This is a genomic window from Gordonia sp. GONU (genome assembly GCF_024733855.1).
Lineage (GTDB): Bacteria > Actinomycetota > Actinomycetes > Mycobacteriales > Mycobacteriaceae > Gordonia > Gordonia amicalis.
Genome location: NZ_JANRHB010000041.1, coordinates 1 through 17,663 on the forward strand (window position 1 = coordinate 1; position 17,663 = coordinate 17,663).

The 17,663-nt window shown below is 68.1% G+C and carries 16 protein-coding genes; 9 read left to right on the plus strand and 7 right to left on the minus strand.

Features of this window, described 5'->3' with window-relative positions; genetic code table 11:
- Positions 1–56: 56 nt before the first annotated feature.
- Together NWF34_RS22785 and NWF34_RS22790 are read right to left on the minus strand one after the other, a co-directional pair.
- Entirely contained in the window at positions 57–1,415 is a 1,359-nt protein-coding gene (locus NWF34_RS22785) for a DUF3068 domain-containing protein (protein WP_258326159.1), read from the minus strand.
- Between the two features lie 103 nt (positions 1,416–1,518).
- Positions 1,519–2,895 carry an AarF/ABC1/UbiB kinase family protein gene (locus NWF34_RS22790; protein WP_258326160.1) on the minus strand — a complete coding sequence of 459 codons (1,377 nt, stop codon included), beginning with the start codon at positions 2,893–2,895 and terminating at the stop codon, positions 1,519–1,521.
- A 223-nt stretch (positions 2,896–3,118) separates the two neighbouring features.
- On the opposite strand from NWF34_RS22790, the gene NWF34_RS22795 reads away from it, so the two are divergent.
- The 3 genes from NWF34_RS22795 to NWF34_RS22805 all read left to right on the plus strand — a co-directional run bounded on the left by NWF34_RS22795 (position 3,119) and on the right by NWF34_RS22805 (position 6,145).
- Positions 3,119–4,162, plus strand: coding sequence for an NAD(P)-dependent alcohol dehydrogenase (locus NWF34_RS22795; RefSeq protein WP_258326161.1), 1,044 nt, complete (start codon positions 3,119–3,121; stop codon positions 4,160–4,162).
- A gap of 116 nt (positions 4,163–4,278) precedes the next feature.
- A complete protein-coding gene (locus NWF34_RS22800; protein WP_258326162.1) occupies positions 4,279–5,412 on the plus strand; it encodes a hypothetical protein in 1,134 nt (377 codons plus the stop codon).
- Between the two features lie 40 nt (positions 5,413–5,452).
- Positions 5,453–6,145 carry a DUF6766 family protein gene (locus NWF34_RS22805; RefSeq protein WP_258326163.1) on the plus strand — a complete coding sequence of 231 codons (693 nt, stop codon included), beginning with the start codon at positions 5,453–5,455 and terminating at the stop codon, positions 6,143–6,145.
- On the opposite strand, the gene NWF34_RS22810 is transcribed toward NWF34_RS22805, so the two are convergent.
- Positions 6,126–6,371 (minus strand): DUF6480 family protein, encoded by a 246-nt coding sequence (locus tag NWF34_RS22810; protein ID WP_024499189.1) that lies wholly within the window; start codon positions 6,369–6,371, stop codon positions 6,126–6,128. The two genes, NWF34_RS22805 and NWF34_RS22810, sit on opposite strands and share 20 nt — an antisense overlap.
- A 140-nt stretch (positions 6,372–6,511) precedes the next feature.
- On the opposite strand from NWF34_RS22810, the gene NWF34_RS22815 reads away from it, so the two are divergent.
- The 3 genes from NWF34_RS22815 (at position 6,512) to NWF34_RS22825 (ending at position 9,367) form a co-directional block, all read left to right on the plus strand.
- Positions 6,512–6,712, plus strand: coding sequence for a hypothetical protein (locus tag NWF34_RS22815; protein ID WP_024499190.1), 201 nt, complete (start codon positions 6,512–6,514; stop codon positions 6,710–6,712).
- 74 nt (positions 6,713–6,786) lie between these two features.
- On the plus strand, positions 6,787–7,845 hold the full coding sequence (locus tag NWF34_RS22820; RefSeq protein WP_051349629.1) for a hypothetical protein: 1,059 nt from the start codon (positions 6,787–6,789) through the stop codon (positions 7,843–7,845).
- 46 nt (positions 7,846–7,891) lie between these two features.
- Positions 7,892–9,367 (plus strand): aminotransferase class I/II-fold pyridoxal phosphate-dependent enzyme, encoded by a 1,476-nt coding sequence (locus NWF34_RS22825; protein WP_191834609.1) that lies wholly within the window; start codon positions 7,892–7,894, stop codon positions 9,365–9,367.
- Positions 9,368–9,405: 38 nt separating this feature from the next.
- Here NWF34_RS22825 and NWF34_RS22830 read toward each other — a convergent pair whose 3' ends face one another.
- The 3 genes from NWF34_RS22830 to NWF34_RS22840 are packed head-to-tail and all read right to left on the minus strand — an operon-like array spanning position 9,406 to position 12,097.
- Positions 9,406–10,011 carry a flavodoxin family protein gene (locus NWF34_RS22830; RefSeq protein WP_024499193.1) on the minus strand — a complete coding sequence of 202 codons (606 nt, stop codon included), beginning with the start codon at positions 10,009–10,011 and terminating at the stop codon, positions 9,406–9,408.
- 41 nt (positions 10,012–10,052) lie between these two features.
- Positions 10,053–10,487 (minus strand): SRPBCC family protein, encoded by a 435-nt coding sequence (locus NWF34_RS22835; protein ID WP_024499194.1) that lies wholly within the window; start codon positions 10,485–10,487, stop codon positions 10,053–10,055.
- Positions 10,484–12,097 carry an NAD(P)/FAD-dependent oxidoreductase gene (locus NWF34_RS22840; protein ID WP_024499195.1) on the minus strand — a complete coding sequence of 538 codons (1,614 nt, stop codon included), beginning with the start codon at positions 12,095–12,097 and terminating at the stop codon, positions 10,484–10,486. Before NWF34_RS22840 ends, NWF34_RS22835 begins: the two co-directional genes overlap by 4 nt.
- Positions 12,098–12,224: 127 nt before the next feature.
- On the opposite strand from NWF34_RS22840, the gene NWF34_RS22845 reads away from it, so the two are divergent.
- Positions 12,225–13,124, plus strand: coding sequence for an SDR family oxidoreductase (locus NWF34_RS22845; RefSeq protein WP_024499196.1), 900 nt, complete (start codon positions 12,225–12,227; stop codon positions 13,122–13,124).
- Between the two features lie 11 nt (positions 13,125–13,135).
- Here NWF34_RS22845 and NWF34_RS22850 read toward each other — a convergent pair whose 3' ends face one another.
- Positions 13,136–14,671: an FAD-dependent oxidoreductase gene (locus tag NWF34_RS22850; RefSeq protein WP_024499197.1), complete on the minus strand. Its 1,536-nt coding sequence runs from the start codon at positions 14,669–14,671 to the stop codon at positions 13,136–13,138.
- A gap of 132 nt (positions 14,672–14,803) precedes the next feature.
- On the opposite strand from NWF34_RS22850, the gene nadB reads away from it, so the two are divergent.
- Together nadB and NWF34_RS22860 are read left to right on the plus strand one after the other, a co-directional pair.
- The gene (nadB, locus tag NWF34_RS22855; RefSeq protein WP_258326164.1) at positions 14,804–16,471 is read left to right on the plus strand and encodes an L-aspartate oxidase; all 1,668 of its coding nucleotides are present in this window, start codon (positions 14,804–14,806) and stop codon (positions 16,469–16,471) included.
- Between the two features lie 68 nt (positions 16,472–16,539).
- The gene (locus NWF34_RS22860) at positions 16,540–17,550 is read left to right on the plus strand and encodes an alpha/beta hydrolase (protein ID WP_191834608.1); all 1,011 of its coding nucleotides are present in this window, start codon (positions 16,540–16,542) and stop codon (positions 17,548–17,550) included.
- Positions 17,551–17,663 lie beyond the last annotated feature (113 nt).

The following is a 17,663-nucleotide window of genomic DNA, read 5'->3' on the forward strand; positions in this document are numbered from 1 at the left end:
CGGGCGCATCCGGTGGGTACCGGATGCGCCCGCGGGGGTCGCCGCGCAGCTGGGCCCTACTCGGGCGGCGGCTGCTTGCGGAAGGTGCGCGTCGACGAATCGTCGGCCGGGGGCTCGCCACCGTCGACCTTCGGGATCTGCTCGGTCGGCCGCTCCCACGGGTTACCCGCTGACGGTGCGGCACCGGCCGGCGGGACATCCCGCTTGATCAGTCTGGTGTCGCGGTCGTCCGCGGCGGGCGGGGTGCCGACCGGACCGGCGGTCGCCACGGCGGCGTCGTCGCGACGTCCGCGGAGGAACAGCAGAACCGCGGCGGCCAGCAGGATGGCGCCGATGACGCCGAGGATGATCGGCACCCAGGTGCCGCCGATCTTCAGCTGGTTCAGGTAGCCGCTCGCCTTGTCGGCCTGGTTGGCGACGGTCTGGTCGGCCCACTTGAACGTGCCCTTGAGCGCGTCCATCCGGAACTCACGAACCGGTGCCGGAGTGGCCTCGCTCTGGTCGGGCGACTTGAAGTACTGGTGCTGGTCCTCGCGACCGTCGACGATGGTGCCGGTCTCGGGTTCGACCCACACGTGGCGGGTCGCCGCCGCGTAGCGGTGCATGGTGACCGGATCGTTCGGGCGGACCCCGCGGCCGGTGATGCCCCACCACTTGGCGGGCATGGTCAGCATGGTGCCGAGAGCGGCCTCGCCCTGGGCGTTCGGCAGCGACGACAGATCGGTCTCGGGGACGTCACACGCGAAGTGATACGTCTTGACCCCGTCGATCTCCTCCTCGCCCTGGAACTTGGCCGCGCAGTCCTGGCGGGTGTTCAGGTCGTAGTACGCGTAGTCGCGCTTCTGGACGTCGAAGCCGAACTTGTACTGGAAGCCGGTGCGGTTGTCGATGGCGACCGACACGTCGTTGACGTTGCCGCCCGGCGGGATGGCCTCGAGCTGCAACGAACTCACGGCGCCGTTGGGGACCGAGGTCTTCCGGTTCACCGACACGCGGTCGATGGTCGCGGTGAGCAAGCCGTCCTTACAGGTCCGGGTCTCACCGGCAGCGGCGACGCTCGGTTCGGTCTCCTTACCGTCGGCGTCCCGGAGCCGGTCGATCAGAACGGTCTGCGCGGACTGCAGGCTCGCCTGGCGGCTGTCCGACGGTTCGGTGATGATCGAGCGGCGTTGCTGGGTGAGGTGCGCCTCGAGTGTGCGGGCACGGTCCTCGGCCACCGAGCAACGGTCGAAGATGACGGCCGGGAACCGGTCGCCGGTCGAACCGTCGGCCGCCACCGTCGTCGCGTCGGAGGTGATGTCCAGGTCCAGCGGCACCACCTTCAGTTGCGGCACCAGGTAAAGCGGGATGGCGATGGCCGCCGCGATGAACGCGGCGCCAAAGAATGCCAGCAGTGCCGGCACGAAACGTCTCATGTGTGACTCCTGTGAATCAGCAGCTAATCGCTCTCACCCTAGCGGTCGATTCGCGCTCCGTACGCGTCAGTAGGCCCGACATGCCGCGATTTACCACCGTGCATCAGCTCATTCGTTCACGGTCGGCCCGGCGATCGCGCTCGGCCTCCTTCAGGATGCCGGCCATGTAGCCGTAGATCTCCTTGTCCGACATGGCCTTCCATCGTGGCGCCAACAGCTTCATGTATTTCTCGACGTACAGCAGCTGTTTGCCGACGAGAACCAGTTCGCGCGGCAGCCGGGCGTCGTGGGCCTTGGCCACGGCGGCGAGTTGTCGGCCCAGGTCGGTGTAGGACATCGAACCGAGATCGGTCGTCGACAGCGGGGTCGTCACCTTCTTGATGTCCTCGGCACCCTTCGCGGTCGACCCCGGCTTGTGGACGGCGCCCAGCAGGAAGATCGCGCGGCCTGCGGATTCGTAGTCGGCCCGGACCACCAGATCGACGACGAGCTGGCGAAGGATCCGGCGCGTACGCGGGGTGAACCGGCCGACGATGCCGAAGTCGAGCAACACGATCTTCCCGGTTTCGTCGACGAGGACGTTGCCGGCGTGCAGATCGCCGTGGAAGAGGCCGCCGTGGAATGCCGAGTCGAGCAGCGACAGCAACAGGTTCCGGCACAGCGCGACGCCGTCGTGACCCGCCGCCCGGACCGCGGCTGCGTCGTCGATCCGGACCGCGTGGATGCGCTCCATGGTCAGGACGCGCGGCGTCGTGAACTCGTCGTACACGTGCGGGACGCGGACACGATCCCCGAAGGGGCCCGGCTGCAGGCACTCGAACCATTCCCGCATGGTGTCCGCCTCGATCCGGAAATCCAGTTCGGCATCGAGGCCGGCCGCGAAATCCTCGACGACGTGGCGCGCGCTGAGCATCCGGCCGTACTCGGAGACCTCGACGAGACCGGCGAGCCGTTCGAGGATCGCGACGTCCGGGGCGAGCCGGTCGGCGATCCCGGGTCGCTGGATCTTGACGACCACTTCTTCGCCGCTGTGCAGGGTCGCGGTGTGGACCTGCGCGATCGACGCCGAGGCGATCGGCACCGGATCGAACTGCGCGAAGACCTCTTCGGGCGGGCGCCCGAGTTCGGCGACGAACTGTGCGCGCATCTCGTCGGGGTCGGCCGGTTTGACGCGATCGAGCAGCGTCTCGAACTCCGAGGAGAGGGCGTCGGAGAAGACGCCGGGACTCGAGGCGATGAGCTGCCCGAGCTTCACGTAGGTCGGACCCAGGTGCTCGAAGGTGGCCCGCAGTTCATGCGCCGCGCGCGCAGCAGTGGGCGCGCGACCGCGAATCGCGTCGCCTGCCGTGTGGAGGACGAACCGTCCGAGGCCCGCAGCCGCGTGGGCGGTGGTTGCCCCGAATCGCGTGACCTCGGCGATGGGCGACACCGGATGCAACTGCGTGCGCCGGCCGTCGTCGACCGAGCTGTTGATCGTCACCGTCGGCCATTGTAACGATCTCTGAAGTCCGATCCAGTGTCCGCACGTGCTGCGTCGGCTCCCGACGTGCCGTTCTGGCGATGACGCACGCGCGACGGCAGACTTGTCACGTGCCGACCCATGCGCACCTGCGCATCGGTCGCCCCGAACACATCAGCCCCCGAACACACATCAGCTCGCGAACACTTCAGTCCCTGAACATCCAGCCCTAGGAGTCCCCCGCATGCCCACGACGGTCAACGCGTACATCGCCCCGGCAGCAGATCGCCCGCTCGAGCCGACCACGATCGAACGGCGCGACCTCGGCCCGAACGACGTCGCGATCGCCATCGCCTACGCCGGGATCTGCCACTCCGACATCCACACCGCACGCGACGAATGGGGTGGCACCCGGTTCCCGGTGGTCCCGGGGCACGAGATCGCCGGTACGGTCTCTGCCGTCGGTGAGGGCGTCACCCGATACGCGGTGGGGGATCGCGTGGGCGTGGGCTGTTTCGTCGACTCCTGCCGTGAATGCGAGCCGTGCAGACTCGGTGAGGAGCAGTACTGCGAGCGCGGCAGCACCGGGACGTACAACGCGATCGGCCGCGACGGGCAACCCACACACGGCGGCTACAGCACCTCGATCGTCGTCGACGAGAACTATGTCTGCCGCATCCCGGAGGGGATCGCGCTCGACGAGGCGGCTCCGCTGCTGTGCGCGGGGATCACGCTGTACTCGCCGTTGCGGCACTGGGGTGCGGGGCCCGGCAAGAAGGTGGCGATCGTCGGTCTCGGTGGCCTCGGACATGTCGGGGTCAAGATCGCCCACGCGCTCGGCGCCGAGGTGACGGTGCTGTCGCAGTCGCTGAAGAAGATGGAGGACGGCTTGCGTCTCGGGGCGGACCACTACCACGCGACGAGTGATCCGCAGACCTTCCGCGACCTGCGCAACTCCTTCGACCTGATCCTCAACACCGTGTCCGCGAACCTGCCGATCGGCAAGTACCTGGGCATGCTCGCCCTCGACGGCACCCTCGTCGAACTCGGTCTGCCCGAACATCCGATCGACGTCCCGGCCGGTGCGCTGATCGGCAAGCGGCGCAGCTTCTCCGGTTCGATGATCGGGGGGATCGCCCAAACCCAGGAGATGCTCGACTTCTGTGCCGAGCACGGCATCGGTGCGGAGATCGAGGTGATCTCGGCCGATCGGATCAACGAGGCATATGACCGCGTGGTCGCGTCGGACGTGCGCTACCGGTTCGTGATCGACGCCGCCACGCTCTGACCCCCATCTGTTGGCCCGGCACGCCGACCGGCGGCCGGGCCGGGATGTTTGAGGGCCTCTTCGCTGGGCACCCGTAGAGGGTCGACGTGCCCGAACAACCCGTGAGGAGGCCGCGCATGAACTCGACCCGACTTCGAGCGCTGACGACCACGACAGGTCCGTTCGCCTCGGTCTACATCGACGATTCGCACAACACCGAAGATGCCGCGCACGCGATGGAATTGCGTTGGCGCGCACTGCGCGACGAACTGGTCTCGGCGGGGGCGGAACCCGCTGTCGTCGATCCGATCGGCACCGCCCTCCTCGGCCAGGTGCCGTCGGTCGGTGTCAGTGGTCGAGCGGTGATCGCCGGTCCGGAGGGAGTGATCCTCGACGAGCAGCTCATCCGTCCACCGGTGACCCCGACGGCCCGTTACTCGCCGGTGCCCTATCTCGTCCCGCTGATCGAGCACGGCACCGCGTCTCCCTGCCACGTGGTCGCCGCCGTCGACCACACCGGGGCCGACATCGAGGTCTTCGCTGCCGGTGGGGTGCCCGTGAAGACCGAAACCGTTGAGGGCGAAGGGTATCCGGTGCATCACGCGGCAAGTGCCGAGTCCCCCGGATACGGCGACCCGCAGCAGCGCAGCGACGAAGAAAGACGCAAGAACATCCGGGCGGTGGCCGAGCGCCTGACCGCCATCGTCGACGCCGACGACCCCGAGATCGTCTTCGTCATCGGCGAGACATCCTCGACCGCCGATCTGACCGCCGCGGCTCCCGAGCGGCTGGCCACGCGACTGGTCGATCTGCACCTGGGCGCGCGGCGCGGCGGAGTGGCCGCGGCCGACGTCCGCCGTGCTGTCGCCGAAGAATTCGCGCGGCGCCAGAACGAGGTGATCGCCGATGTGGCCGAACGTTTCGAGGCCGGGCTCGGTCATGAGCCGGCACTCGCCGTCGAAGGTCTCACCGCCGTCTGCGGCGCGCTGCGGAACGGCGAGGTCGAGACGCTGATCATCGGCGACCTCGACGGCGCGACGGTCGTCGACGGCGGACCGGACGCGGGTGGGATCGTGACTCTCGCACCGACTCCGGAGATTCTCTCGGAGCTCGGACTGGCACCCGAGCGGACGCTTCTGGCCGACGAGGCGCTGCCGCTCGCGGCGGTCATGATCGGCGCCGAGTTGGTGCGGGTGGACGAACGGATCGCCCCGCGTGACGGGGTGGGTGCGGTGTTGAGGTATTCGCCGCGTTCTCCGGCCCTGGGCTGAGGCCCGCCCGGCGTCGGTGATCGGAGAGGGGCAGGTTCTGATGATGCGCCGCGTTTTCCGCGACAACGGGCTGTTCCTGGCCTGTTCGGCGCTGTTTCTCGTCTTCATGCTCGGGATGATCGTGTCCGGTTGGCATGCCTTCAACGCCGAGCAGATGTCCCACGGCGCCGCGTCGGTCTCCCTGTCGGGGTACCTGCGCACCGGCGAATTCGTCGAGGCGACGTTCGAGAACTGGGAATCCGAGTTCCTCCAGATGGGCATGTACGTCGTGTTGACGGCTTTTCTGTATCAACGGGGTTCGTCGGAGTCCAAACCCGTGGATTCCGAGGCGCCGCAGGACGTGGACCCTCGCGCGGAGAAGGAGCGGGCCGGTGCCCCATGGCCGATCCGCCGCGGTGGGTGGGTTCTCGCGGTATACGAGAACTCGCTGTCGATAGCGTTTTTCGCGCTGTTCCTCGCCTCGTTCGGCCTGCACGCCTTCGGCGGCGCGCGTGCGTACAGCACCGAGCAGGAGCAACACGGTGAGGCCGCCGTAACGGTCTGGCAGTACCTCACCACATCGCAGTTCTGGTTCGAGTCGATGCAGAACTGGCAGAGCGAATTCGTGGCGGTGGCCGCGATCGTCGTGCTGTCGGTCGTACTGCGACAACGCAATTCGGCGGAATCCAAACCCGTCGCCGATCCCCACTGGCGACGGGGGCCTGATCAGGTCGTCACAGCACCATCACGATGAGCCCGACGATGATGACGAGCATCGCGATCACCAGGAGACCGACGCCGAGGAAGGCGCCGACCCCGCCGGCCGGAAAGTGTTTCGTCCGATTGGGTTGTTCGTGCGAGAGCCCCGACGTCTGGGGGGTGTCGGGTGGGGTGTCGCCGGGTGTCACACCGCCACCGGACTCCAGATCGGGTGTCTCCTCCGGCGCCGGGTCCATGGACTTGCGCTCTTCGTCAGACATGCTCGTGGCATACCCACGTCACGAAGGGCCTACACCTCGTGGGAGGCCGTCCTCTCGGATACCGGTGTTTAGAAACCGAACACCCCGGGAAGTCGCACATGTCCGGATACCCGAAACGGATTGGCGGTGAGAACACCTAGATGTCCGAAGAACTACCGATGGAGCCGGCCGAGACCGGTTCACGGGACCAGACCCCCGACGACGCCCGCCGCAAGGTGGACGAACTCGAGGAAGAACACGTCGACGAGCCTGCGGAGAAGGAGAACGTGGCTCAGCCCACGTCGGGCGACGAGGAGGACCTCGAGTCGCCGGCCGCCGGCGAGCCCGAGCCGCCGGACTGACCCCGGCGGACCGACCGTCGGTGGATGAGACAACCGTCGAGCGCCAGGAGGGCAGGAGAATCTCGAGTCTGCGAATGGTGGCCGAACACGGGTTGCCCGAGACGTTGATCACTAACGGCGAGGACCGGATTCGCGGGATCGCCGAGCAATTCGGGATGGATTTCCGCGGAGTCACCGTTACCCGTGACACCACACTCCAGATGACCCCGCGCGGCGATCTGGAGACCGTCTGGGGTGCCGACCGGGTCCCGGACGAGATCGTGGTGTTCGTGACCGAGATGCCCCGCCTGTTCGCCGTCCGCGGGGGTCTCGGCGGTGGCCGGCGTACCCGGGACAGCGTCGTGCTGGCCGAACTCGACCGGGAACGTGGGGCCGCGGTGATCTCGCTGCCGGCGCTCGGGCCATCCCCCCGGCGGCGGCTCGGCAACCTCATCGCGACGGTGGTGTCCTCGCTGAGGGATTCCTCGACCGAGTCGTTCGAGCGGTCCCGCGGACTGCTGGTCGAACGCGATGGCGAGACGGAATATGTTGTGGCCCCTGGTATCACCCCTCGGATGCGGCTGACGGCGGGAATGGTACGCGGCAACCGGCCGTGGCGACTGATCCCGACGCTCACGGGCATGACGGCGGCCGCTGCCGCGGCGGCGTCGTTCGGTGTCTACTTCTCCACCATCTGGTCGATGGCCAACGCGCTCAGTCCATGGCGTCTGGCCGCCATCTCCATACTGTCGATGGTCCTGGCAACGCTGTGGTTGATCGTCAACAACCGCCTCTGGGAAAGGACGACCGAAACCTACCGACCACGCGCCCGGCTCTACAACATGGCCACGGTCTGCACCGTCGTCTTCAGCGCGGCGGTCCTCTATGTGGGCCTGTTCGTCGCGGTCCTCATCGCCGCCATGACCGTCATAGACGAGACCTTTCTGTCCTCGCAACTCGGCTTCCGGGCCGGGCTGGGCAACTACGTCAACCTCGCATGGCTGGCGACGTCGATGGGGATCTTCGCCGGTGCGCTCGGTTCCAGCGCCGACAGCCACGACGACGTGCTCAGGGCGACATACGGCTACCGAGAACGTCTGCGACGCCGCGCCGCGAAGTCGTCACACAGTGGCGCGATGAGCGAATCCCATTGACCCGCAACCCTGTTCAATCACAAGACACGATCGGAGCCCCGACACGATGTCTCTGGATCAATCTCGAGCACCATTACTCGAAGCACTCGACGCCTACCGCCGCGAGAACCGGTACGGCTACACGCCGCCCGGCCACCGACAGGGTCGTGGCGTGGACGACCGCACGCGCACGACCATCGGAGCGGCCGCGTTCGAATCGGATGTCCTCGCGTCGGGCGGTCTCGACGACCGTCGGATGACCAACGCCTACCTGTCCGACGCCGAGGAACTCATGGCGGACGCGGTGGGCGCCGAACTCGCGTTCTTCTCCACGTGCGGCAGTTCGCTGTCGGTGAAGGCCGCGATGATGGCCGTGGCCGGTGGCGAAGGTGGGGAACTCCTCATCACCCGGGATGCCCATAAGTCGATCGTGGCAGGGCTGATCTTCTCCGGACTACGTCCGCGGTGGGTACGTCCGCGATGGGACGAGACGCTCCACCTGACGCATCCTCCGTCGCCCGCCGAGGTGCGTAAGGCGTGGGAGACGGATCCGCAGGCGTCGGGCCTGCTCATCGTGAGTCCGACGCCATATGGCACGTGTGCGGACATCCGGGCCATCGCCGACGTCTGCCACGAGTACGGCAAGCCGCTGATCGTCGACGAGGCGTGGGGCGCGCACCTGCCGTTCCACGACGAACTGCCCACGTGGGCAATGGATGCCGGAGCCGATGTCTGCGTCGTCAGCGTCCACAAGATGGGCGCGGGCTTCGAGCAGGGGTCTGTCTTCCACGTCCAGGGCGACCTGGTCGACCGCTCCCGGCTGTCACAGTGCGCGGACCTGCTGATGACCACCAGCCCGAGCGTGCCGATCTATGCCGCGTTGGACGGCTGGCGTCGATACATGGTGCGGTCTGGACGAGAAGTGCTCGGCCGAGGACTCGAGTTGGCGCGCACCATCCGTCGCAGCGTCGACGAGATAGACGGTCTGGCGGTGACACATGACGAACTGCTCCGTGAAGAGGCCAGCCACGATCTGGATGAGATGCAGGTCCTGATCGACGTGGACGGGCTGGGGGTCAGTGGTTATCAATGCGCCGACTGGCTCCGCGAACACCATTGCGTCGACCTCGGATTGAGCGACCATCGACGGATTCTCGCGACCATCTCGCACGCCGACGACGAGGACACCGCGGATCGGTTGCTGACCGCGCTGCGCGATCTCTCGTCCGCCGCAGACTCCTTTGATCCCCCTCGGGAGATCCGCCAGCCGTCTCCGGACGAGCTGCAGCTGGAGAACAGGATGCTCCCCCGTGACGCCTTCTTCGGCGACACCGAGTCGGTGTCCCTCGACGAGGCTCCGGGACGTATTGCGGCCGAACAGATCACACCGTACCCGCCCGGTATCCCGGTGGTGATACCCGGCGAGGTGCTGAACGAGCCGGTGGTCGAGTACCTGCGGACCGGGAAGAACGCCGGGATGAACCTGCCAGATGCCGCAGACGACGCCCTGGACACGATCAAGGTGGTGTGCCGCCCCTCGTGACGGCCCTCGCGTGCTCCAGCGTCCTCACCGAAGCGGAGCTACTCGTAAGCCGGGAACATGTTGTCCGACAGCACCCGTGCCAGGTGTGCAGCGTTGCGTGCGGCGGCCTGGGTCGTCTTGTCGACCGGCTCGGGGACTTCGTCGAGATCCTTGTAGTCGCGGCTGCCCATCGCCTCGTCGTTCCAGTAGGTGCTGCCCTGTCCGGCGATGGTGAAACCGATGTCATCGAGTGCGCCGAACATGTCCGCGATGATCTTGTGGGCACCGTCTTCGTTGCCGACGACACCGCACATCGCGACCTTGCCCAGCATCGCCGGGCGTCCGTGGCCGTCGGTCTCCGATACCTCGGCGTCGAGGCGTTCGAGCACTCGCTGAGCAACGCTCGACATGTGGCCGAGCCAGGTAGGGGTGGTGATCACGAGGATGTCGGCGGCCTGGATCCGTTCGAGGATCGACGGCCACTCGTCACCGTCCCCCATATCCCGTTCGACACCGGGCCGGATGTCGTGGTCGACCGCACGGATGACATCCCCGGTAACGCCCTGTTCGGCCAGTGCGTCGAGAAGGTGGCGGGCGATGAGGTCACTGCTCGACGATGCCGGTGAGGGCTTGAGGGTGCAGGTGATGGCGAGTGCTGTGGTCATGTCGGGCGGTTACCCGATACGAGTCGGATGAATCCCGGCTCTCAGCCGGGCTGACGCTCGGCGAGCATCGCCAGGCGAGTCAGGCACTCGTTCAGTCGGGGTGACATGGCGGTCTGCTGCACCACCGGCGGAACCCACTTGAGCGGGGCCGTCTCGACGAACTCCTCCATGCCGATCAGGGAGCCGTTGCCGTCCTTCTCGATCGTCATCCGGATGCGGGCGCGACCGAACGGCCAGCCGGCTGCGGACATCTCCAGCAATCCCGCCTTGGACTCCACCGACGTCGTCTCGTCGTTGAGCAGCACGGGCCAGACGCCCACCGAGTGGTGGATCTTCGCTCCCGCCTGCGGCCAGGTGGGGTCGACGTCGCGGATGCGTGATGCGCCCACGACCCAAGAGGCGTAGAGCCAGCCGTCGGACAACACCGACCAGACCTGCGCGGGGGTTGCGGATGTGTGGCGTTCGACGCGATTCATGAATGATCTCCGTTCCCTTGTGGTTTCCATGGTTTCGTGAGGTGTCTGGTGATGGTGCGGTTCAACGCTCTTCGCGGCGTTCCGCGTATGCCGTCGGAGGCAAGGGCGGCGCGTGCGGCGTTGTTGCCGCAGGCCCCGTGTACCCCGCCGCCAGGATGTGCGGCCGATCCCGCGAGATAAAGGCGGTCCACGGGTGTCGTGGCGCCCCCGAGACTCGGCGATGGACGGAAGATCAACTGCTGGAACAATTGTGCCGTTCCCCCGTTCACCGTCCCGTGGACGAGGTTGGCATCTGCGGTCTGCAGGTCGTGCGGGGTCTGCACGTGGCGGCCGATGATCATGTCCGAGACGCCCGGAGCGTGTTGTTCGAGTACCTCGTCCATCCGGGCGGCGAGAAGTCGTGCGGCCGCGTCGTCGGTGACCCCGCGGGGCAGATGGCTGTAGGACCATGCGCTCTCGGTGCCGGCGGGTGATCTTCCGGCGTCGGCGGTGGTCATCTGACCGAAGAGCAGGAAGGGGTGTTCGGGTATGTTCCCGGTCTCGATGTCGGCGGTGGAGTAGGCGATGTTGCGCGCGTCCGCGCCCAGGTGCACGGTGCCCGCGCCGCCGAGATTGGCGCTGCGCCAAGGTATCTTCCCATCGATCGCGTAGTTCACCTTCACGACCGGGGTGTCCCAGGTGAACTTCTGCAGATCGTCGAGTACGCGCCCGGGCACGTCGGCCGGGGAGAGCAGGTCCGTGTACAGCGCAGGCGCCGAGACATCGGCGAGAACGGCCCGGTCGGCCCGCCAGCGGCGTCCGCCGCTGTCGACGACACCTACCGCACGGCCGCCCCGGACCTCGATCTCGGTCACCCGGGTATCGCAATGTACCTGCGCGCCAGCACTTTCCGCGCGACGCCGAAGTGCGGCAGACAGCGCGCCCGCACCACCCACCGGGACCGGATATCCGGTGTCCTGGCCCAGCATGGTCAGCAGGTAGCCCATCACTCCGCTGCCGGGTGCATGGAGGGGAATGTCGGCGTGCAGCGCGTTGCCCAGGATGAGCAGTCCCGACTTCTCGCTGTGGAACAGTTCCCGCACCATCCGATCGGCGGGCAGGATCAAGAACCGGGCAAGGCGCAAAGCCTCCGCGGTGCCGACGGAACGCAGCAGGGACAGCACCGCGCGGACCGGCGGGAACGGGCCGAACAACGTGTCGAGGATGGCGGGCCGCAGCATCTCCCACTGCTCGACGAGATCGAGCCACGCCTGGCCGTCATGTCGGTCGAAGGCGGCGAGTTGGGCTGCGGTGTCGGCCGCGTCGGGGTGGACGACCGGTGCGTCGTCGTCCTCCGGCCCCGCCGGATGTCCGAACGCCAATGGCGCTCTGCTCCAGTTCAGGCCGTGGGCTTCGAGATCCAGGTCGGCGAACACCGGGGAGGCGACGGCGAGGGGATAGAAGGCGCTGAAGAGATCGGTCACGTAACCGGGGGTCAGCTCGGCGCTCTTGATCGCCCCGCCCACCTCGGGCGCTGCCTCGAGGACGGTCACGTCCCATCCGGCGTCGGCGAGCCGGATGGCGGAGATGAGCCCGTTGTGTCCGGCGCCCACCACGACTGCGTCTGACACTCGTTTCCCTCTCCGTGATGCGCTGCGTTCGGGTGGGTCGAGCCCACGGTGAAAAGGGGTACCCGTGCAGAGGCCGGATAAACGCGGTGAAGGTGTAGGACGGGACGGTCGGGGTAGTCCGGTGAACGTGAAGGTTTCCCTGGGTCTCGGTCGGTTGTGGCATCCGCAGGTCACCGACGATCGCCTTCGGCGGTTGTGTGCCGGACGGCCTGCCGTCATCACCGGCGCCGCTTCGGGAATGGGCCGGTCTCTGGCGAACAGACTGGCGGCGGCCGGGGTGCCGGTGCTGCTCAGTGACGTCGACGCGCAGGCACTCGCCGAGACCGCGGACTCGGCTGCGAAGAACGGAGCGACGGTGGACGCCGCCCAGGTGGACGTCGCCGACACCGCGGCCGTCACGGCTTATGCCGATGAGGTGGTCCGACGGTACGGCGCGCCGGCGCTCGTGTTCAACAACGCGGGCATCACGATGGTCGCGTCCGTCCTCGACGAGGACGACGACTATGCGCGGCGGATCCTCGCGGTCAACTTCGGCGGGGTCGTCAACGGCACCGACGCATTCCTCCGGCACCTTCATACCGCGGGGGGAGGGCGCATCGTGAACACGTCGAGCGCGTTCGGGCTGATGGGATCGCCCGCCCAATCGGCGTACTCGGCGTCGAAGTTCGCGACCCGCGGGTACTCGGAAACCGTTCAGAAACAGTTGCGAGACAATGACTCCGGTGTTCGGCTCCACATCGTCTACCCTGGCGTGGTCCACACCGCCATCGCACGACGGGCCCGGTACGTGGATTCCGCTGTGCGTGACTATGTCACCAAGGGTTTCGACCGCCGGTTGCCAGGTACCCGACCGGATGCCGCGGCGATCTCGATTCTCGCCGGTGTGCTCGGCAATCGTGACCGCATACTCGTCGGGTTCGACGCATACACCCTGGATCTGGGTGTACGAATCCTGGCCGGAGCCCTGCAGCGCCCCGTGGCGACGATGACGCGACCGGTGTTCCGGCGGATCTTGGGTGCGGGATAGTCCGGCCCGGATCAGTCGTCGGATGCCTCCTGCGAGTACAGGTTTCGCGTTGCCGGTCCTTCGAGGACCACACCGGTATGGCTGAAGCGCGACCCGTGTAGCGGACAGTCCCAGGACTGCTCGGCGTCGTTCCAGCGCAGCACGCCGTACAGATGGGTACACAGAGGCGCGACGGATCGGGTCTGTCCGGCCACCGTGCAGACGGCCTTGGGTGTCGTGCCGGAGTGCCCGACGCTGCCGTCGCCCTCGGCGGGTGAGGTGTCCGCGGGTTTCAGCAGGCCGAGGTAGCCGCCGGCCATGTATGCCGCGACCTGTGCGTTGGCCGACACCGCCGACGCCAGTGAGCCGGGCTTGGTGACCTCCGAGGTGCGCCAGGGGCGAAGGGTCTTGGACCAGGGCGGCTCCGACCCCAGGATGCGTCCGGTCATCGACAGCGCGGCCGCGACACCGTTGGTGAGTCCCCACTTCGCGAATCCCGTGGCCACCTGGACGGTCTCCATGCCGGGCAGAAGTTGCCCGACGTAGGGCAATTCGTCGATCGTCGTATAGTCCTGCGCCGACCACCGCGCGACCATTCGCGCGGTCGGGAAGTGCTTCTCGGTCCAGGCGATCATGTCCAGCGCGTGTTGGCGTTCGGATTTGGTCCGGCCCACCTCGTGACCGAAACCGCCGACCAGTAGCAGTTCGCCGTCGTGATCGTGGCGCGGAGCGGTTCGCAGGGAGACCGACGGGTTGTCGGCGCCGAGGTACATCTCGCGGGGGATCTCCCCGTCGACGACGAACGCCGCCGCATACGAACGCTGCGGGTGCACCCGGGCGAAGAACCCGGCGCGGTCGAGGAACGGGACGCCGGTCGCGAGGATCACGGACTCCGCGCGCAGGTCGCCGGCGTCGGTGGTGACGGTGTGCGGCGAGCCATTGCGCAGTCCCTGCACGTGGACACCCTCGTAGAGGTGGCCGCCGTGCGCGCGGAAGTCGTCGGCGAGGGCGCGCAGCACCACCATAGGGTCGATCTGCGCCTGTCCCTCCAGACGGATCGCGGTGTGGACGTCGAAGGGCAGCTCCGGACAGTCGACGTGCTCCACCGGGATGTCGTGCGCTCGGCAGGCCTCGAACTCCTTCTCCACCGTCTTCGCGCCCGAGGCAGTGGCTGCGAACGTCAGCGCCGCCCGCTCGTCGACCCGCAGTCCCCGGTGGGCGAGGTAGTGCCGCAGCCATGCCTGGCCTTCGCGATTCGCCTCGACGTAGTCGTGGACCGCGGCCTTTCCGTGACGACTCGAGATCGACGACAATCGAGTGCCCTGCAGGAGGGAGAGCTTGCCCGTCGTGTGTCCGGTGGCCGCGGCGCCGATGTGGCGTCGCTCGAGAACAGTGACCTTCTGACCGGCTCGAGCCAGCAGGAGTCCGGTGGTCAGACCGGTGATCCCACCGCCCACGACGACCTGGTCGTAGGTGTCGACGGTCCCGAACGGTGTGGTTTCGGGACGCACGTCCGGGAGCCCTGCGTGGTCGGTGTCATTCGCCGGGTCGAACCAGAGGGTTTTCATGGAGCTCGGGTTGCCTCGATCCGGCGCGATCAAACATTTCGCGGAGGGGAGCTGCGGGGTAGGGTTTTCGACTGGGAATCGAATACCCCCCGCCGGGGTTGTCGAGAGTACGACCGGCGAAAGGCGGATGACATGACTACGTCCACACATGGACTGGGGCGGGACGCGGCTGCCGCGGACCGTGCCGATCTCGTCGTGGTCGGGGCCGGCATCGCCGGTCTGACCGCCGCGCTCTGCGCCGCGGAAGGCGGACTGTCGGTCGTCGTCGTGAACAAGGGGCCGAGCTGGCGTCCGGATCGCGGCGAGCAGCCGACGTCGACGTTCTACGCCCAGGGCGGCGTCGCGGTGGTCATGCCCGAGGTCCGTCCCACCGACTCGGACGTCACCGACTCGATCGATCTGCACCTCGCCGACACCCTCGCCGCGGGTGGCGGCCTCAGCGACGCGGTCGCGTCGCGTCCGATCCTCGCCGACGGATGGTCGTCGGTGTCCGCACTGATCGAGTGGGGCGCCGACTTCGACCGCGATGCCGACGGGGAGCTGCTGCGCACTCGTGAAGGCGGCCACTCGGTGCGGCGCATCATCCACGCCGGTGGTGACGCCACCGGTGCCGCGATCCAGCGGGCCCTCCATGACGCCGTCGCGCAGCGTGCCGGTGCCGGTGCCGGTGCCGGTGCCGGTGCATCCATCCGCTTCCTCGACGACGCGATCGTCACCGAGGTGCGGGTGTGCGACGACCAGGTGTCCGGTGTCTCCTACCTGCGAAACGGGGGGTGGGGTGCAGTCGACGCGCCGACGGTCCTGCTCGCGACGGGTGGTGCCGGTCATCTCTACGCCGCAACGACCAATCCGGCGGGTGCCACCGGCGACGGCATCGCGCTGGCGCTCCAGGCGGGCGCGCAGGTGGCCGACCTCGAGTTCATCCAGTTCCATCCGACCATGCTCTACACACCCGGCGCCCGCGGGCGTCGGACGCTGATCAGTGAGGCGGTCCGGGGCGAGGGCGGCCGACTCGTCGATGTGTACGGACGGTCGGTGACCGACGGCGTGCACCCGATGGGCGACCTCGCGCCTCGCGACGTGGTCGCCAACGCCGTCGAGACCGCGATCGAACTGACCGGGCATCCCTGCGTCTACCTCGACATCAGTGGGGTACACGATTTCGAGCGCCGATTCCCGACGGTCAGCGCCGGAATCCGAGCGGCCGGCCTCGACCCGGCCGACCACCGCATCCCCGTCGTGCCCGGCGCGCACTATCTCTGTGGCGGAGTGGTGACCGACGACGAGGCGCGCACCGCCGTCGACGGCCTCCTCGCCGCCGGCGAGGTCGCGCGGACCGGCCTGCACGGAGCCAACCGGCTGGCGTCCAACAGCCTGCTCGAGGGGCTCGTGATGGGTCGTCGTGCTGCCGCGGTCGCCCTCGGCCGGCGTGCTCTGCGGCCGGCCACCGCGGCCGCCCCGCAGGCGCCCGGACCGATGCCGGTCCTCGACCGCGACCTGCTGCAGGACGTGATGTCGCGCCGGGTCGCGCTCCGCCGGTCCGCCGACGGACTGGCGGTCGCGGCCGAGGTGGTCGCGAACGCGCCGCGGCGTGTCCCCCGGACCGTGCGCGAGGTCGAGGATGCGGCGCTCACGCTGACCGCGTCGGCCGTCATCGCGGCGGCCACCGCCCGGACCGAGTCGCGCGGCGCGCATGTGCGCACGGACTTCCCGCAGACCGCCGAGGTCGGGGAATCCCACACGTTCCGACTCGTCGACGGCGAGATCCGCGAGACGGGGTTCGCCGGCATCGCGGTCTGACCCGATGCACGCGCAGCGATGCGTGCAAGTCGATGCGCTCGTCGGACCCGGGCGCTACATTGACGCCGATGACCCAGAGCTCACGACACCCACGCGACACCGAGCGCCGCGCCGCCGGTACCCCGGACGCTCCGCGACACGAGGCCATCGACCTCGGGCACATCACCCTCCGTGCACTGGTGTGGGGCCCGGTCGACGGACCGGTTGCGGTGTGTCTTCACGGTTTTCCCGACTCGGCGTGGACGTGGCGTCTGCTCGCCCCCGAACTCGTCGCCGCCGGCTATCGCGTCGTCGCGCCGTTCACCCGCGGATACTCGCCGTCGGACATACCGCTGGACAAGGACTTTCACGTCGCGGCCCTCGCCTACGACGCCCGGGCGATTCACCGGGCGGTCGGAGCCGGGCGGGATGCGGTGCTCATCGGGCACGACTGGGGTGCGCTGACGGTCAACGCTCTCGCACACCGCACGGACAATCCGTACTCGGCTGTGGTCGCGATGTCGGTGCCGCCGATACCCGCGATCCGGCGCGCGATCGCCGACGGTCCGGGTGCGGTCCGTCTGCTGGCGCGGCAGGCCACGATGAGCTGGTACATCGGGTTCAATCAATTGCCGTGGCTGCCGGAGCGGAGTCTGGGCTGGTTGATCCCGTTGCTGTGGCGACGCTGGCGTCTGCGGCGTGCCGGCGACCCGCGGCCCGATTACGACGGCGACATCGACCATGCGCTCGCCGCGCTGCCGACCCGCGCGCATCGATCCGCTGCCCTGGGCTACTACCGCGCGGTGCGCCGCCCACGCACCGATGCCCGCTACGCCGACCTCCGCGACGACTGGTTGGGTGAACCCCGTTGCCGCACCCTGTATCTACACGGCGCCGACGACGGGTGCATGCAGTCGAGGTTCACCGATCACGTGCGCACCGTGCTGCCCGAGGGCAGTGCCACCGCGGTCGTCGCGGGTGCCGGACACTTCCTCCACCTCGATCGCCCGGAGGAGGTGCATCGCAGGATCGTGATGTTTCTCGCCCAGACGCGCGGAGGCGGACAGGGTGGCACCGAACCGGCCTCCTTCGTAGACTGACGCCCGGGATCTTCACAGCACCGCGGGCATGGGGGACGCCGTGGCGCTTGCCGGGGGGCGCGCCGAGGTAGGCACGAGCACTCGAGAAACACTCCGAAGACCGGCGTGGCATG

Excerpts from the sequence above, each read along its gene's own strand:
- NWF34_RS22850 (WP_024499197.1), bottom strand. The coding sequence starts at position 14,671 with ATGAAAACCCTCTGGTTCGACCCGGCGAATGACACCGACCACGCAGGG.
- NWF34_RS22805 (WP_258326163.1), top strand. The coding sequence starts at position 5,453 with ATGATGCGCCGCGTTTTCCGCGACAACGGGCTGTTCCTGGCCTGTTCG.
- NWF34_RS22825 (WP_191834609.1), top strand. The coding sequence starts at position 7,892 with ATGTCTCTGGATCAATCTCGAGCACCATTACTCGAAGCACTCGACGCC.
- NWF34_RS22835 (WP_024499194.1), bottom strand. The coding sequence starts at position 10,487 with ATGAATCGCGTCGAACGCCACACATCCGCAACCCCCGCGCAGGTCTGG.
- NWF34_RS22860 (WP_191834608.1), top strand. The coding sequence starts at position 16,540 with ATGACCCAGAGCTCACGACACCCACGCGACACCGAGCGCCGCGCCGCC.
- NWF34_RS22830 (WP_024499193.1), bottom strand. The coding sequence starts at position 10,011 with ATGACCACAGCACTCGCCATCACCTGCACCCTCAAGCCCTCACCGGCA.
- NWF34_RS22795 (WP_258326161.1), top strand. The coding sequence starts at position 3,119 with ATGCCCACGACGGTCAACGCGTACATCGCCCCGGCAGCAGATCGCCCG.
- NWF34_RS22815 (WP_024499190.1), top strand. The coding sequence starts at position 6,512 with ATGTCCGAAGAACTACCGATGGAGCCGGCCGAGACCGGTTCACGGGAC.
- nadB (WP_258326164.1), top strand. The coding sequence starts at position 14,804 with ATGACTACGTCCACACATGGACTGGGGCGGGACGCGGCTGCCGCGGAC.
- NWF34_RS22800 (WP_258326162.1), top strand. The coding sequence starts at position 4,279 with ATGAACTCGACCCGACTTCGAGCGCTGACGACCACGACAGGTCCGTTC.
- NWF34_RS22820 (WP_051349629.1), top strand. The coding sequence starts at position 6,787 with ATGGTGGCCGAACACGGGTTGCCCGAGACGTTGATCACTAACGGCGAG.
- NWF34_RS22785 (WP_258326159.1), bottom strand. The coding sequence starts at position 1,415 with ATGAGACGTTTCGTGCCGGCACTGCTGGCATTCTTTGGCGCCGCGTTC.
- NWF34_RS22810 (WP_024499189.1), bottom strand. The coding sequence starts at position 6,371 with ATGTCTGACGAAGAGCGCAAGTCCATGGACCCGGCGCCGGAGGAGACA.